We start from the raw sequence: 16,995 nt of genomic DNA on the forward strand, positions 1-16,995 counted from the left end.
GGAATGACGAAGCGTACAATAGTGGTGGGAACAAGACAAAGCCAGTTGGCTTTGACCCAAACAGGGCAAGTTATAGATGAATTGGCCGCATTATGCGAAAAACATCGTATTCCCTTTCAATTTGAAATTCGCAAGATCATCACGAAGGGAGATCGGATTCTCGACGTTACCTTGTCCAAGGTGGGCGGCAAAGGACTATTCGTCAAGGAAATTGAGCAAGCCATGCTGAGTGGGGAGATCGATCTTGCGGTGCATAGCATGAAGGATATGCCCTCGGTGCTGCCGGACGGGTTGGTCAACGGAGCGGTGCCCAAGCGGGTTGATCCTCGAGATGCCTTCATCTCCAGAACCGGGCTGCGCCTGGAAGAATTACCGGAAGGCGCCAAGGTAGGTACGAGTAGCTTGCGGAGGGCTAGCCAGCTTCAGGCTTATCGTCCGGACCTGGTGCTGGAACCTGTCCGGGGCAACATTGATTCCCGGCTGCGCAAGCTTGAGGACGGCAACTTTGACGCTATTATCCTGGCGGCTGCAGGATTGTACCGGATGGGTTGGGAAGGACGCATTACGGAGTATCTGCCGGTAGACGTATGCCTGCCTGCTGTTGGGCAAGGTGCGCTGGGCATTGAATGTCGCGAAGACGATGCCCAACTGCGTCGTTTGCTGTCGCTTTATAACGATGAAGAAACAGCATTGACGGTGGCGGCGGAGCGTCGCTTCCTCGGTGTACTGAACGGTGGCTGCCAGGTGCCGATTGGTGCTTATGCCACGCTGGAGCAATCCTCCCGGCGTATTTCGTTAACCGGTATGGTTGGATCGGCTGATGGGGTGACCATCCTTAAGGAGCATGCAGAAGGAGAGAGCCCACTGGAACTGGGTGAAGAAGTGGCGGAGCGGCTGATCTCTCTCGGGGCCGCCGATTTGCTGAAGGAAGCCGGGGTGTGATGGAGGATGGCAGGCAAAGTCTATCTGGTTGGAGCGGGTCCCGGTGATGCACGGCTGATCACGTTAAAAGGTCTGGATTGCCTGGAGAAGGGCGATGTCATCGTCTACGACCGCTTGGCTAATCCAAGCTTGCTGCGGAGAACCAAGCCTGGTGCAGAGAAGATATACGTGGGCAAACGAACGGAACGGCATACGATGAAGCAGGAGGACATCAACCAATTATTAGTTGACCTGGCACTGACGGGCAAGACGGTTGTGCGCCTCAAGGGTGGAGATCCAACCATATTTGGTCGAGTAGGTGAGGAAGCTGAATTGCTGCGACGCCACGGTATTCCTTACGAGATTGTTCCAGGAATTACCGCGGCGATTGCGGTGCCTGCCTATGCAGGGATTCCCGTGACTCATCGCGATATAGCCTCCTCGGTGTCGATTATTACGGGCCATGAGCACCCGGACAAGCTGGATTTGGCCATTGATTGGGAGAAGGTAACCCATGCTACGGGAACCCTGGTCTTTATGATGGGGGTTGCCAATATCGGTTATATTACCAAGCAATTGATACATTACGGCCGTCCGTCCTGTACGCCTGTAGCGTTGATACGCTGGGGTACCCGGGCAGAGCAGGAGACGTTGACCGGTACGCTTGAGGATATTGAAGAGAAAGTGCTGGCGGCTGATTTTAAACCCCCGGCTGTGATTGTTGTTGGTGAGGTGGTCAGTCAGCGGGAGCAGCTTCAATGGGCGGAGGCACTGCCGCTGTTTGGCAAGCGAATTCTTGTCACTCGTGCCCGTTCTCAGGCAAGTGATCTGGTGCGGAGTATAGAAGATCTGGGCGGGGAAGCCTACGAGCTTCCGGTGATCGATGTAGTCATGCCGGACCATGATCAAGCACAAGCGACTGACCAGGCGCTAGAGGCTTTGGAACGCTATGATTGGGTGTTCTTCACCAGCGTTAACGGAGTGGAGTATTTCTTCCGGCACCTGGAGAGACTGGGGAAAGATATCAGAGCCCTCTATGGTGCACGGATTGCTGCGGTTGGCCCGGCTACGCAGGCCGCCTTACGGGTACACGGCATCGCTGCCGAGGGCTTGCCTGGACGGTTTCAGGCCGAAGGGCTGATCGATGTCTATGGACCTCAATTGATAGCCGGACAACATGTGCTGCTACCGCGGGGGGACTTGGCAAGAGCCTGGCTGCCTGAGGTGCTGCGGGAGAAAGGCCTTAAGGTCACAGAAGCCATCATGTATCAGACGGTGCCGGCAAATGAGAGCGACGAGGAATTGGTTAAGCTGCTAGAGCTCGGGCGTATCCATGCTGCGACCTTCACCAGCTCATCTACGGTAACTAATTTGCTTCGTGCACTGCGGGCAAGTGGTGCTGCTGATCCGGTGGCGGCGCTCAAGGGTGTAGAGATTGCCTGCATCGGGCCGCTTACGGCCAAGACGGCTGAGGACGCGGGACTAAAGGTGTCGATTTTTGCCGAGGAGGCCACCATCCCGAGCCTGATCGATGCGTTGTGCGCCTGGAAGCAGCGGACTACATTTTTTTCTTAAAAGCTATGATTAGCGGGGATGCCCGTTGCAGTTTATTATAGGAGGCGTATGATATGAATTTTCCAGTAGTAAGACATCGCCGTTTGCGGCAATCGGCTGCCATTCGGGGCATGGTACGCGAAACGGTTCTGACGGTGGACGATTTTGTTCAACCGATCTTTGTCACTTATGGAAGTGGTGTTAAGCATGAAATCTCTTCAATGCCCGGCGTTTTTCATTTTTCGCTAGATACGTTGGAAGAAGAGGTTCAATTCATCGCGGAATTGGGAATACCCGCTGTGCTCTTGTTCGGCGTTCCTGATACCAAGGATAGTGTGGGTACCTCGGCTTACGCGGAGCAGGGTATCGTGCAGGAGGCTACCCGTGTGATCAAATCACGTTATCCGGATATGCTCGTTATTGCAGACACCTGTCTATGCGAGTTCACGGATCATGGTCATTGCGGCATGGTACATACCTTTGAGCGGGACGGTCATGTCTGCGGCGATGTGCTGAATGACGAATCGCTTGAGCTTCTGGTCAAGACGGCGGTCTCTCAAGCGGAGGCGGGCGCCGATATCATTGCCCCTTCCAACATGATGGATGGCTTCGTGCAGGCTATTCGCACCGGACTTGATGAAGCTGGGTTCAGCCATATTCCAATTATGTCTTATTCCGTTAAATATGCCTCAGCGTTTTATGGACCGTTCCGGGAAGCGGCCGATTCTGCACCGCAATTTGGCGACCGGAAGACCTATCAAATGGATCCTGCTAACGCACGCGAAGCGCTTCGAGAAGCGAAGTCCGATGTGCTGGAAGGTGCGGATATGCTGATGGTCAAGCCTGCACTGGCGTTCATGGACATCTTGCGGATGCTGCGAGACCAGTTTGATCTACCGCTGGTGGCTTACAATGTGAGTGGTGAGTATTCCATGGTCAAGGCGGCGGCACAGCAGGGCTGGATTAATGAACGGGCGATCGTGACGGAAATGTTGCTCGGGATGAAGCGTGCTGGTGCGGACATCATCATTACGTATTTTGCCAAAGATATGGCCCGCTGGTTGCGTGAAGAACGTTAAAGGTGCAAGCCGGATCGGCCATTCTTTCTATCACTGAGGAGGGTTATCGTTATGCAAGAGAAGTTGGGGCGGCGTGGTGCGCAGCAATCACAGCAAGCTTTTGAGGAAGCGAAGAAGGTTATGCCCGGCGGGGTTAACAGCCCGGTACGGGCATTTAAATCGGTGGGTTTGACGCCGATGTATATCGACCGCGCGAGCGGCTCACGTATTTATGATATTGATGGCAACAGCTTTATTGACTACGTTTGCTCCTGGGGACCCTTGATTATGGGACATGCCCATCCGGAGGTAGTTCAAGCTCTCCAGGAAACAGCGGCCAAAGGAACGAGCTTTGGTGCACCCACGTTATTGGAAACGCAGATGGCACAATTAGTAGCTGAGCGTGTTCCTTCTATAGATGTGGTCAGAATGGTCAACTCGGGCACAGAAGCCACGATGAGTGCGATTCGGTTGGCACGGGGATACACTGGCCGTAGCAAAATCATGAAATTTGAGGGCTCTTACCATGGTCATGCCGACAGCCTGCTGATCAAGGCTGGTTCGGGAGTGGCGACACTGGGATTGCCGGATAGCCCTGGCGTTCCAGAAGGAGTAGCCGCGAATACAATTGCTGTTCCTTATAATGACCTGGCTTCCGTAGAGCTTGCCTTTGAACGGTTCGGTGAGGAGATTGCTGGCGTGATTGTGGAGCCCATTGCGGGCAATATGGGCGTTGTTCCCCCGTTACCAGGATTTCTGGAAGGCCTGCGGAGCATCACTGAGAAATACGGTAGCTTGCTAATTTTTGACGAAGTCATGACCGGTTTTCGGGTGGACATTCATTGTGCGCAAGGGCGGTTTGGCATCACGCCTGACTTGACTTGCCTGGGGAAAGTGATTGGAGGCGGACTGCCGGTAGGAGCTTATGGAGGCAAACGCGAAATTATGGAGCATATTGCTCCAAGTGGCCCGATTTATCAGGCAGGTACATTAAGCGGTAATCCCCTGGCGATGGTCGCAGGTTTCACAACATTGTCGCTGCTGACGCCGGAGGTATATGATCGACTGGAACGTTTATCGGCCAAGCTGGAGGCGGGATTTGTGCGTAATGCCAAGGAGCGAGGGATTCCATGCACAATCAATCGGGTTGGCTCCATGGTATGTCCGTTCTTCACCGACAGCCAGGTAATCAACTACGATACAGCGAAGAGCAGCGATATCGCCTTGTTTAATCGCTATTTTGCGGCTATGCTCGAGCAGGGTATCAACGTGGCGCCTTCCCAGTTTGAGGGGATGTTTGTTTCCGGTGCTCATACAGAAGAAGATATCGACTTGACCATTGAAGCGCACCGGCTTGCGCTACAAGCTCTGTGAGCCGGATAACTGCTTGGTCTCGGCGGGGAGAGTGGCTGGAACTGACGCCGGGCAGGCTGTCGCTAGCAGAGGGACAAGATCGGATTGACGCCGCTTTGGCCTGGTTATCGGACCATCTGAACGCTCCGCCCAAGATCATTCGTCGCTTACAAGCCGAGGGAGGGATCAAGCTTGCTGGGGATCGGTTACGCCTGCATCTCTTCCCGCCAAGGACTTCTTCCTATGCTCCGCTTCTTACAGCGGAGCTTGATCTTTTAATTGAGGATGATTGGTGTTTGGTCGTACATAAGCCGGTTGGTTTGAAGGTGCATCCCGATGGTATGGAGACAGCCGCTTCCCATTTACAAGGCGGGTTAACGGCTAGGACTTCGCCCAATACTTTGGCCAACCAGGTATCCGGACTGTATGCGTTACGCGGAGAGGCGGTTGCTGCTGCCCATATTCACCGCCTGGACGAATATACCTCGGGACCGGTACTGTTCGCCAAAAATGAATATGCCCAATTGAAGCTGGATGAGGCGATGAGTCGCAAAGCCATTCACCGTACCTATATTGCCTTCGTGCAAGGGCAGGTCAGTCCGGAGCTGAAGATCATAGATTTGCCCATCGGTCGGGACCGCCATCATAACCGGAGACGCCGGGTGTCGCTTGGTGGGAAGTCGGCGATAACCCATGTGGAGCTGCTGGAGGTCTTCCCGCAGCATGACTTAAGTCTGGTACGGCTGACGCTGGAGACAGGGAGAACTCATCAGATTCGGGTTCATCTCAGTCATGCGGGACATCCGCTTGTGGGGGATACGCTGTATGGTGGAGGTACTAAGTGGCTGTCTCATCAGGCGCTTCATGGTGAGCGACTGGCGTTCCTCCATCCGCTCACCGGAGAGAGGGTAGAAGTGGCTGATCCTTGGCCAGTGGAACTAACTCAACTGTACGAGCGCATAAGGTAAAGTGGCAAGGCCTCTGGCAAGATGTCCAACGGTTTATGAAAAAGCTGGCATGCACTCCTTTTTGAAGCATATAGATTAAAACGAGGATGATTTTGGATCACTGGCAATCGATGCTAAATCATGTTTTGGATATGCTGAAAGGAGGTAACGTTTTGGCTGATCAGTCCTATGGTCTCAGGTTCGATATTTATGAGCGCGTTCATTTATCGGAAGAAGTGATCGGTATTGAGGAATTGGAGGAAATCGAGCTCTATCCAAAAATCCAGGTCATGCCCGGTGAGGAATACGCCGCACTTCGCGGTCATTTGCTGCTTACAGGATCTTATCTGGGCGAAGGAGAGAAGCGGGAGCTGGAACACTATATTCCCGTGGAAATTACCATCCCGCTCAGCCGGGTGAACCGGTTGGAGGATATCACGGTCGAAATTGAAAATTTTGATGTGGACCTTCTGAGCTCGCGAAGCTTGAACATTACGGGGGTGCTGTCGTTACAGGGAATTGAGACATCCTCCTTGCTATCAGAGGGCGATAGCTGGAAGGATCGCGAATTCACGACCGCTCATGTAGTCCGTGGAGAGGAAGACGAAGCAGAGGATGAATTGGAGACGGAGGCGCCCAGTCCATTGCTGGCGGACGAGGTGCGTTCCGGTTCATCGTTTGGCTGGGAAGCTGAGAATTCGGAAGAAATCTCCGAGTCATCGGAGGATGCAGAGCTATTAACGCCCGCTGTTTCTGCGGCCCCATGGCAGGCATTTCCGGAGGAGCGGTTGCCCTCTCAGGCGCTAACTGAGGACGAGCAGCAGGAATTAAGCTGGTCTGACGATATCGCTGGCTTCCAGAATACCGCTGCATGGGCGGACAAGGAATATGAGGCAGCGGAGGAGCGGGACGAGGAAGCGGACAGCCACATCTGGTTCAAGGGAGAAGCGCAAGCCTATGCCGATGTTCGCCAGTCCGACACCGACACCCCAACCTACGCTGATGATGTTCATGAAGCAGGAACCTTATCAGATGACGTTCTGGCTGAGGATGACTATGCTGTAGAGGCCTCCATTCAGGGGGAAGCCGACCCATTCTCCTATTCACAGGCGGAAGAGAAGCAGGAGATGAAGATTGCACTGGGCTCCAAAAACAGCGGTGGTTCAGGTGAAAGCGAAGTCTTCGGCCTCACTAAGCTGCTATCCTCTTCAAGGGTTGCTGCAGACCAAGATGCTTATGATGAGGAGTTCGTCGATGAGACGGAATCCGAGTTGGGTGAAGGCGAGGATCTGAGATGGAAGAACCTGTTCATTCAAAGTGAAGACCAAACACCATTCCGCAAAGTAAAGTTGGTTATCGTGCAGCGTGAAGAGACGCTGGATGATATCGCTGAGCGCTATCATCTTAGTTCGAGAGAACTGCAATTGTATAATCGGCTGTCTGAGCATGAGTTGGCTGAAGGGCAAATTCTTTATATTCCTTAGGCAGGTGCGTAGTTGACTGGACTTAGGATTGACTCCCGGAGTGTTCCAAGTTATGATAATATAGATCAACATAAATGGATCTATGCAAAGACTTGGAATGGGAAGAGTAGGCAGGGTGAACCCTTCAGAGAGCAGAATCGGAATGCTGAGAGATTCTGCGGGACACGTAGCTCGCCGAAGTCGCCCGGGAGTCGTTCGTTTGAGCGTATCAGTCGTTAGAGCGAACCGGTAGCAGCCGTTATCTGCTTGAGTGTCGCATTGACCTTCATTTTAAGCGAAGGCTTGCGAAACAAAGGTGGTACCGCGAAAGTAAAGCCTTTCGTCCTTTGAGACGAAAGGCTTTTTTTGTTTTTGTCTTTAGTGGGGCCATGACTTGCCTGGCTAACGACTATCTTTAAAAAACCAAGGCTATGCTTATTGTAACGGAGGTTGAAAGGGATGACAGAAAATCAAGGTCAAGGTCAAGGTCAACAAGCGTCGACGGAAATGCCAACGACGTATGATCCGAAATCAGCAGAACAGAAATGGTATTCCTACTGGTTAGAGGGGGGCTTCTTCGAGGCTGGAAAACGTCCGAATGCCAAGCCGTATACCATCGTAATTCCACCGCCGAACGTCACGGGCGTGTTGCATATCGGTCACGGGCTAGACTTCACGCTTCAAGATATTTTGACTCGTGTCAAGCGAATGCAGGGCTACGATGCATTGTGGCTCGCAGGGTCTGACCATGCTGGTATCGCCACGCAGGCCAAAGTGGAGCAGAAGTTACGGGAGCAGGGCGTTAGCCGCTACGATCTGGGACGCGAGAAGTTTCTGGAGCAGGTATGGGAATGGAAAGAAACCTATGCCGCGAACATTAAATCGCAGTGGGCGAAGATGGGGTTATCACTCGACTATTCGCGCGAGCGCTTTACGCTGGATGAAGGATTGTCGGATGCCGTCAAGGAAGTCTTTGTCAAGCTGTACGACAAAGGCCTGATTTACCGCGGCAAACGAATTATTAACTGGGACCCGGCTGCACGCACCGCTTTATCCGATATTGAGGTGGAATACAAAGAGACGCAGGGTCATCTGTACCATTTGAAATACCCGCTGAAAGACGGGAGCGGTTCCATCACGGTCGCCACGACGCGTCCGGAAACGATGCTGGGCGATACAGCCGTAGCCGTTCACCCGGAAGATGACCGTTACAAAGACATGATTGGCAAAACGCTCGTGTTGCCGATTATTGGCCGCGAAATTCCGATTATTGCCGATGAGTACGTGGAGAAGGAATTCGGGAGCGGTGCGGTGAAAATTACACCAGCTCATGATCCAAACGATTTTGAAGTGGGCTTGCGCCATGATCTGCCGCAAATTATCGTGATGGATGAGAGCGGTGCGATGAACGACGAAGCTGGACCCTACAAAGGCTTGGACCGTGCCGATTGCCGCAAGAAAATCGTTGCTGACTTGCAGGAACAGGGCGTCCTGATCAAAATTGAAGATCACTTGCATCAAGTTGGCCATAGCGAGCGGACTGATGCTGTTGTCGAGCCGTACCTGTCCACGCAGTGGTTCGTGAAAATGCAGCCGCTGGCTGAGCCCGTGGTCAACGCTCAAAAATCGGGCGAGGGTGTCAAATTCGTGCCTGAGCGGTTCGAACGAACCTATCTTCACTGGATGGAGAATGTGCGCGATTGGTGTATTTCTCGTCAACTGTGGTGGGGACATCGTATTCCGGCCTGGTACTCGCAAGAAACGGGCGAAATGGTTGTAGCCAAGAGCGAAGAAGAAGCGCGTGAGAAGCTGGGGCGCGACGATCTCGTTCAAGACAATGACGTGCTGGACACCTGGTTCAGCTCGGCGCTGTGGCCTTTTTCAACGATGGGTTGGCCAAACGAAGAAAGCGAAGATTTCAAGCGCTATTATCCGACGGATGTGCTCGTAACAGGGTACGACATCATTCCGTTCTGGGTCTCGCGGATGATCTTCCAGGGTTATGAATTTACCGGCAAAATGCCGTTCAAAGATACGCTCATCCATGGCCTTGTACGTGATAGCGAGGGACGCAAAATGTCCAAGTCGCTGGGTAACGGAGTTGACCCGCTTGAGGTCATCGACAAGTATGGTGCTGATGCGATGCGTTATATGCTGTCAACCAGCAGCACGCCGGGGCAGGATCTGCGCTTCCGTTGGGAACGCGTAGAGCAGGCGCGTAATTTTGCGAATAAAATATGGAATGCTTCCCGCTTTGCTTTAATGAATCTGGAAGGCGTGAAGTATGAAGATATTGATATCAGTGGTGACTTGTCGACCTCGGACCGTTGGATTCTACATCGCTTGAACGAGACGGCACGCGAGATTACCCGGCTGATCGATGCATATGAATTCGGAGAGACTGGACGAGTGCTGTACAACTTCATTTGGGATGATTTATGCGATTGGTATATCGAATTTGCCAAGCTGTCGTTCTATGGAGAGGACGCTGCCGCCAAGCAGAAAACGCAATCGGTACTGGCCTATGTTCTTGATCGGACACTCCGTATGATTCATCCGTTTATGCCGTTTATTTCCGAGGAAATATGGCAGCATTTGCCGCATCATGGCGACACGATTATGCTGGCAGCTTGGCCAGAGTATGATACTTCGCTGGAAGCACCGGATGCTGTTCAGGAGATGAACCTCTTGATGGATATCATTCGCGCTGTACGGAACATTCGTGCCGAGGTGGGTGTACCGATGAGCAAGAAGGTCGAGTTATTTATCAAGCCGGGTAATGCTGAAGTGTTGAAAGTGCTGGAGCGCAATGCACACTATATCCGTCGCTTCTGCAACACCTCGGAATATGAGGCTTCCCTGACGGTTGCCGTGCCGGACAAGGCGATGACTGCGGTAGTAACTGGTGCCGAACTGTTCCTGCCGTTATCCGGACTGATTGATATTGGTCAGGAGATCGAGCGCTTGTCCAAGGAGCTTGATACGCTCAACAAAGAGGTTGAGCGGGTAGAGAAGAAGCTGGCGAATGAAGGTTTTGTGGCCAAGGCTCCGGCCAAAGTCATCGAGGAAGAACGCGCCAAAATGGCGGATTATGCTGAAAAACGCGATAAGGTGTTGGCCCGGATTGCCGAGCTGAAGGGCTAGGCTGGAAAAATAACAAATCGAAGGTGACGGAAACATGGGGGATCACACAGACGAGGAATCAAGCTCTTTGGGACTGCAAAGCTATGACGAAGCGGTAAGCTGGATTAACGCACTGCTGCCGTTTGGCATTCGGCCAGGACTGGAGCGCATCGAACTATTGATGGAGCGGCTAGGGCATCCTGAACGGAGACTCAAGTTCATCCATATTGCCGGAACGAATGGGAAGGGCTCTTCCTGTGCGTTTCTGTCTCGTACGTTACGTGAATGCGGTTATCACGTGGGGACGTTTACGTCCCCGTATATCACCAAATTCACGAATCGCTTCCAATATGATGAGACGGATATTCCCGAGCAGACACTGCTTGAATTGAGCAATCGAATTGCTCCGCTGGTGCGAGAGATTGCGGATACGGAGCTGGGTTCTCCAACCATGTTCGAGGTGAGTACGGCGATTGCCATTTTATATTTTGCCGAGGTTTGCTATCCTGATGTAGTGGTATGGGAGACCGGGCTTGGGGGAAGGATGGATGTTACCAACATTGTGACACCTATCGTCTCGCTCATCACGAATATTGGGTACGATCATATGGATGTTTTAGGTGATAGCCTTGAGCAGATTGCGCGTGAGAAGGCGGGGATTATTAAGCCTGGCGTCCCTGTTGTAAGCTGTGTGGAGCAACCGGAGGCCATCGCAGTGCTGAAAGCAACAGCAGAAGCTCAGCAGGCCCCCTTATATTTGCTTGGAGAACAGTTCAATTATAAACGTCTTGCCATTGGGGAATCGGAGCAGCAGATTCATTTCTACGGTCCCTTTCGGGAGCTTCCGCTGACCCTTGGTCTGATGGGTGAGCATCAATGCAAGAATGCTTCCGGTGCCATGATGGCGTTGGAGCTGTTGCGGCAGTATATGGCCTTCGTGTTAGAGGATGAGCCATTACAAGACGGCTTCCGCACCACCTTTTGGGCGGGGAGGCTGGAACTGATCCGCAAGGAGCCGCGGCTGGTGCTCGACGGTGCCCATAATCCGGAGGGAGCCGCATCGCTTGCCCAAAGCTTGCCTGAAGCCTTCCGCTACCGGAAACTTCATTTGATGATGGGGATGTTAGCCAATAAGCATCATCATGGCTACTTGAAGCATATATTACCAATAGTGGATACACTTATACTGACCGAGCCCGATTTTCGCAGGAAGATGGATGCCGAGGCATTGTACAACCTCGTGATGGAAGCTCGGGGAACGGACGCGAAAGCGGATTTGGAAATTATCGTGGAACGTGACTGGAGAAAAGCCCTTTCGCTTTTGGAGTCACGGACGGAACGGGAGGATCTTGGGGTAGTGACCGGTACATTATATATGATCTCTGACGTGCGGGCGGCCCTTTTGCATCAAACCGATTCTGAAAAAGGCTGGTGACCATTTTGACAAATATTACGGAACAACATGTGCATTTTATCGGCATTGGGGGCTATGGCATGAGTGCCATTGCCCGCGTTATGCTGGAGATGGGTTATACCGTCACGGGATCGGACGTCGCTTCCCAGGAATTGACGGAGAAGCTTGCAGCTAAAGGGGCAAAAATTTATATTGGCCATACAGCAGAACATGTTCATGGAGCGGACCTGGTAGTCTACTCTACGGCATTGCCACAGGATAATGTGGAGCGGCTAGAGGCGCAGGAGCAGGGTATCCCTATCCTGCATCGTTCGCAAATGCTCGCACGCCTGCTCAATGAGAGAACGGGCGTAGCTGTTGCGGGAGCACATGGCAAAACAACGACCTCGTCGATGATTGCGCTGGTCATGGAGCAATGCGGCACTGACCCGACTTATATTATCGGCGGGGAGATTATGGACATGGGCACCAATGCCAAGGCTGGGCAGGGCAAATGCGTGGTAGCTGAAGCTGACGAAAGCGATGGCTCCTTCTTGCAGTATCATCCCTCTCTTGGTGTGGTTACGAATATCGAGGCCGATCATCTTGAGAACTATGGCGGCGACTTTGGCCAGTTGAAGGATGCTTATGTGCAATTCCTCAATCAAGTGAAACCGGGCGGCAAAGCTGTCGTCTGTGGGGATGACCATAATGTACAGGAGCTTCTGCCCAAGCTGCATTGCCATGTAATTACCTTTGGTATGGAACCCGTCTGTGATTATACGGCACACGACATTCAACTGGGAGACCGGTATGTCAGCTTCGTAATGAAGCATGGTGGCGTGACTCTGGGTACGGTTGAACTCTCCGTTCCAGGCAAGCATAATGTCTATAATGCGATGGCCACCGTCATCGTGTGTTTGGAAGCGGGAATTGCGTTCGAGGATATTGCCAAGGCGTTGCCACACTTCCATGGAGCGAAACGGCGCTTCCAGGTATTGGGTGAAATGAACGGCATCCTTATTATTGACGACTATGCCCACCACCCAACGGAGATTCAAGCGACCATTGCTGCGGCAAAGGCTACGGGCAAACGAATTATTGCTGTGTTCCAGCCGCAACGGTATACGCGGACCTTCTTCCTGCTCGACGCGTTTAGCCGGGCCTTTGGAGAAGCAGATGAAGTAATTATTACCGACATCTATTCTCCAGCCGGAGAGAAAGCGATTGAAGGTGTTCATTCCTCCAAGCTGGTTGAATTGATTAAGGAGAACAGCAATGCGGGTGCCCGCTACCTGGCCACCAAACAAGACGTGCTGGCTGATCTCCAGAACCGTCTTCAGTCCGGCGACCTCGTGCTCACGATGGGAGCGGGAGATATATATAAGGTAGGCTATGAGTTAGCTCATCAGCTTGGCTAAGATCAGACCTTTTTAGTTTGTACAGCGCGCCCTTTCCATGTGGAAGGGCGTTTTTTGCATTTCTCGCCTTTTGTGATTAAATTCATAGTATTTTTGGCCATCTACTACTTTTGGATGATCCGAAAACAAGCCGAATCATTTATAAATAATAGTTGCCCAGCCTTAATTCTATGTAATTTGTCAACAAAAAAAGGAGCGAGACACCCGATATGAAAAAAATCTTGAGCTTATTCCTAATCGTATTGCTTTTAAATTTGCCATGGGGAGGTGCACCCATATATGGTGAAGCAAATAGGGAGGCGGATTTTCGAACTGAAAGCAATCCTACAGGGATAACCATTACGGATTACATTGGAGCAACAAAAGACGTCATTATTCCAGATACAATTAACGGTGAGCTAGTGACGAGTATAGGGCTTCATGCCTTTAGCGGAAATCAGCTCACAAGTGTGGAGATTCCGCCCAGCGTGACGAGTATAGGGTATGCTGCCTTTAGCGGAAATCAGCTCACAAGTGTGGAGATTCCGCCCAACGTGACGAGTATAGGGTATGCTGCCTTTAATAGTAATCAGCTCACAAGTGTGGAGATTCCGTCCAGCGTGACGAGTATAGGGTCTTATGCCTTTTATGATAATCAGCTGATGAGTGTAACGATTCCATCCAGCGTGACGAGTATAGAGCCTTATGCCTTTTATGATAATCAACTGACAAGTGTAACGATTCCATCCAGCGTGACGAGTATAGGGCATTATGCCTTTAGCAGTAATCAACTGACGAGTGTGATGATTCCATCCAGTGTGACGAGTATAGGGTCTAACGCCTTTAGCAGTAATCAACTGACGAGTGTGATGATTCCATCCAGCGTGACGAGTATAGGGTCTAACGCCTTTAGCAGTAATCAACTGACGAGTGTGATGATTCCATCCAGCGTGACGAGTATAGAAGCTTATGCCTTTGGCAGTAATCAGCTGACGAGTGTGACAATTCCATCCAGCGTGACGAGTATAGGGGCCTTTGCCTTTAGCAGTAATCAACTGACGAGTGTGATGATTCCATCCAGCGTGACGAGTATAGGGTCTTTTGCCTTTAGCAGTAATCAGTTGACGAGTGTGATGATTCCATCCAGCGTGACGAGTATAGGGTCTTATGCCTTTAGCAGTAATCAACTGACGAGTGTGATGATTCCATCCAGCGTGACGAGTATAGGGTCTAACGCCTTTAGCAGTAATCAACTGACGAGTGTGATGATTCCATCCAGCGTGACGAGTATAGGGTCTAACGCCTTTAGCAGTAATCAACTGACGAGTGTGACAATTCCATCCAGCGTGACGAGTATAGAATCTTATGCCTTTGGCAGTAATCAGCTGACGAGTGTGACAATTCCATCCAGCGTGACGAGTATAGGGTCTAACGCCTTTAGCAGTAATCAACTGACGAGTGTGATGATTCCATCCAGCGTGACGAGTATAGGGTCTTTTGCCTTTAGCAGTAATCAGTTGACGAGTGTGACGATTCCATCCAGCGTGACGATTATAGGGTCTTATGCCTTTAGCAGTAATCAGCTGACGAGTGTGATGATTCCATCCAGCGTGACGATTATAGGGTCTTATGCCTTTTGGAATAATCGGCTTACGAATGTATCGATTCCATCCAGCGTGACGAGTATAGGGTCTTTTGCCTTTCGTATTAATCAGCTAAATCAAGTTGAATTTAAAGGACAAGTTATAAATCTAGGTTCAGAGGTATTTACTGATCAAAGAAAGCAAGACCATACTTTTCTCGGGTGGTTCGAGGATGCAGCATACACTAAATCGTGGACGGAAATGGTGCCCCAGCCCATGACCATTTATGCTAAGTGGCAGGCTCAACCGACAGCAGTAGCCTTATCACCGAAATCAGACACAATTACGGTTGGTGATACGACAATATTTACGGTGAAGGAACACTTGTCAGACGGCACCACCACGGATCAGACAGCGAGTGCAACCTTCACCGTAAGCGATCTGGCCATCGGCGAGATGCAGGGGAATACGCTGACTGGACTAGCGCCCGGCACCGTAACCGTCACGGCGACCACGTATGGAGGCTTGTCCGATACAGCAACAATTACGGTGTCTGCCGCTCCTGTGACTACGACGGGCATAGCGCTCTCGCCCAAAACAGGGCAAGTACAGGTGGGAGGCAAACAGAGCTTCCAGCTGCTCGAACATCTGTCAGACGGCACCACCACCGACCAGACAGCGAGTGCAACCTTCACCGTAAGCGATCCGGCCATCGCCGAGATGCAGGGGAACACGCTGACCGGGCTAGCGCCCGGAATGGTCACCGTAACGGGCGCAACCTATGGCGGCTTATCCGACACGACAACAATTACAGTGGTTGCCGCTCCAGTAGTCCCCCAGCCAGCACCGACAACACCGGAGCGAGAGTCAGCTTCCTCGGTAGAACCGATACCGTCCCGGGAGATCAGAATCATTCGCAGTGTGGAGCAAGGGGTTGTAAAGTACCAGGCGGACATTGGGCTGGAGCAGGCTCGAGCACACCTGCAGCCACAGTCGCAGTCTGATGCACGGATTCTTCACCTTGTATACCCGGCAGAAACAGTGACGGCAGAGGCTCAAGCGAAGCTTTCAAGCCCGGCGGCATTGTATTTGAGCCAGCAACGAGGAGATTTCCTCATGGATACCGCGTTAGCCCAATTGAGGCTGCCATCCGCCGCCTTCGCTCGTGCGACAGAGGAGATACTTGTTCGCATGGTGCCTGTAACGGGACAGTCTTACGAGACACTTCGTGAGAGAGTGCTATCCGATGAGCAGCTCCAGCAAGCCCTGCCAGGGAATGCGGTGAGCTCTCTATTAGGCACTCCGGTAAAGCTAGAGAGCAATATCACGCAAGCGCCCCTCACAATGACATTACGAATCCCGCCAGAGCTTACGGAGGAACAGCTGGCCTCCATCGTTGTTTATATCGGGCATGAGGACGAGACGGTAGAGATCCAACGCGGGCAGAGGGTTGAATTGGAGGGGGGCGTACAGGGCTATCAATTTGAAGCAGGGTCTGCTTCAACGATCAGTCTGGTATATGCGTCAGAGGTAGAAGAAGAGCAGCGATTGGCACCGTATATTCAAGGCTACCCGGACGGTACCTTTCAACCGGGTGCTCCGGTCACCCGTGCACAGCTGGCAACGATGCTGGCGCGTTTTCTCAGCCATGGAGATATTCCGGTAGCGGCAGCCCATTCCTTTGCAGACAGTGTGAATCACCCTTCAAAGGATGCGATCGAGGTGGTAAAGGAGGCGGGATTATTACATGGAACAACGGACAGTACGTTCGAGCCCGATGCTACCCTGACCCGAGCGCAGTTGGCGAGTGTAGTAGCCAATTGGCTTGACAAGCAATGCGGAGCAGATGCTGACGAAGTGTACTGCAGGTCTGTGGTTCAAGGAAAAGCATTTGCGGATGTTCCTTCGACGCATTGGGCCTCCCAGGCTATTGAGCGGGTAAGTTCCTCGGGAATCATGTCCGGCAAGAGTGGCACCACCTTTCATCCCGATGGAGTGTTAAGCCGAGCCGAGGCGGTTAAGGTGCTGAATCAATTATTTGGCCGACAAGCGGTAGAAGGCCTTACCGTGTCCACATTCAGCGATGTCCCGCCAGATCATTGGGCCCTGGGAGAAATTGAGGCAGCTGCAACAGAAGCAAGGTAAGCGTCAAAGGGTCCTGCTTAATTGATTTAAGACGTTAAGGATGTAGTGAGCAAAG

The 16,995-nt window shown here is 52.0% G+C and carries 10 protein-coding genes and 1 other annotated feature; all 10 genes read left to right on the forward strand.

The annotated features are described in order from the left end of the window. Positions 1-3 precede the first annotated feature (3 nt). Complete coding sequence (hemC, locus tag AC1VOR_RS17865) at positions 4-942, forward strand: hydroxymethylbilane synthase (RefSeq protein WP_482619755.1); 939 nt, start codon at positions 4-6, stop codon at positions 940-942. Positions 943-948: 6 nt separating this feature from the next. After that, entirely contained in the window at positions 949-2,496 is a 1,548-nt protein-coding gene (gene cobA / locus AC1VOR_RS17870) for a uroporphyrinogen-III C-methyltransferase (RefSeq protein ID WP_482619757.1), read from the forward strand. A 53-nt stretch (positions 2,497-2,549) separates the two neighbouring features. Beyond that, positions 2,550-3,554 carry a porphobilinogen synthase gene (gene hemB / locus AC1VOR_RS17875; protein ID WP_482619758.1) on the forward strand — a complete coding sequence of 335 codons (1,005 nt, stop codon included), beginning with the start codon at positions 2,550-2,552 and terminating at the stop codon, positions 3,552-3,554. A gap of 51 nt (positions 3,555-3,605) precedes the next feature. Continuing rightward, positions 3,606-4,907: a glutamate-1-semialdehyde 2,1-aminomutase gene (gene hemL, locus AC1VOR_RS17880; protein ID WP_482619760.1), complete on the forward strand. Its 1,302-nt coding sequence runs from the start codon at positions 3,606-3,608 to the stop codon at positions 4,905-4,907. Beyond that, a complete protein-coding gene (locus tag AC1VOR_RS17885; protein ID WP_482619762.1) occupies positions 4,904-5,854 on the forward strand; it encodes an RluA family pseudouridine synthase in 951 nt (316 codons plus the stop codon). The genes hemL and AC1VOR_RS17885 overlap by 4 nt, the downstream gene beginning before the upstream one ends. Positions 5,855-6,006: 152 nt before the next feature. Further along, a complete protein-coding gene (locus AC1VOR_RS17890; protein WP_482619763.1) occupies positions 6,007-7,317 on the forward strand; it encodes a LysM peptidoglycan-binding domain-containing protein in 1,311 nt (436 codons plus the stop codon). Positions 7,318-7,401: 84 nt separating this feature from the next. Then, positions 7,402-7,647, forward strand: a binding site (T-box leader). 108 nt (positions 7,648-7,755) lie between these two features. Beyond that, the gene (locus tag AC1VOR_RS17895) at positions 7,756-10,440 is read left to right on the forward strand and encodes a valine--tRNA ligase (RefSeq protein ID WP_482619765.1); all 2,685 of its coding nucleotides are present in this window, start codon (positions 7,756-7,758) and stop codon (positions 10,438-10,440) included. A 34-nt stretch (positions 10,441-10,474) separates the two neighbouring features. Further along, positions 10,475-11,854, forward strand: coding sequence for a bifunctional folylpolyglutamate synthase/dihydrofolate synthase (locus AC1VOR_RS17900; protein WP_482619767.1), 1,380 nt, complete (start codon positions 10,475-10,477; stop codon positions 11,852-11,854). A 59-nt stretch (positions 11,855-11,913) separates the two neighbouring features. After that, positions 11,914-13,233, forward strand: a complete 1,320-nt coding sequence (gene murC, locus AC1VOR_RS17905) for a UDP-N-acetylmuramate--L-alanine ligase (RefSeq protein ID WP_059049707.1) — start codon at positions 11,914-11,916, stop codon at positions 13,231-13,233. A 209-nt stretch (positions 13,234-13,442) separates the two neighbouring features. Then, the gene (locus tag AC1VOR_RS17910) at positions 13,443-16,940 is read left to right on the forward strand and encodes a leucine-rich repeat protein (RefSeq protein WP_482619769.1); all 3,498 of its coding nucleotides are present in this window, start codon (positions 13,443-13,445) and stop codon (positions 16,938-16,940) included. The last annotated feature ends 55 nt before the right edge of the window (positions 16,941-16,995 follow it).

Source organism: Paenibacillus sp. 1SOY10 (genome assembly GCF_056836745.1).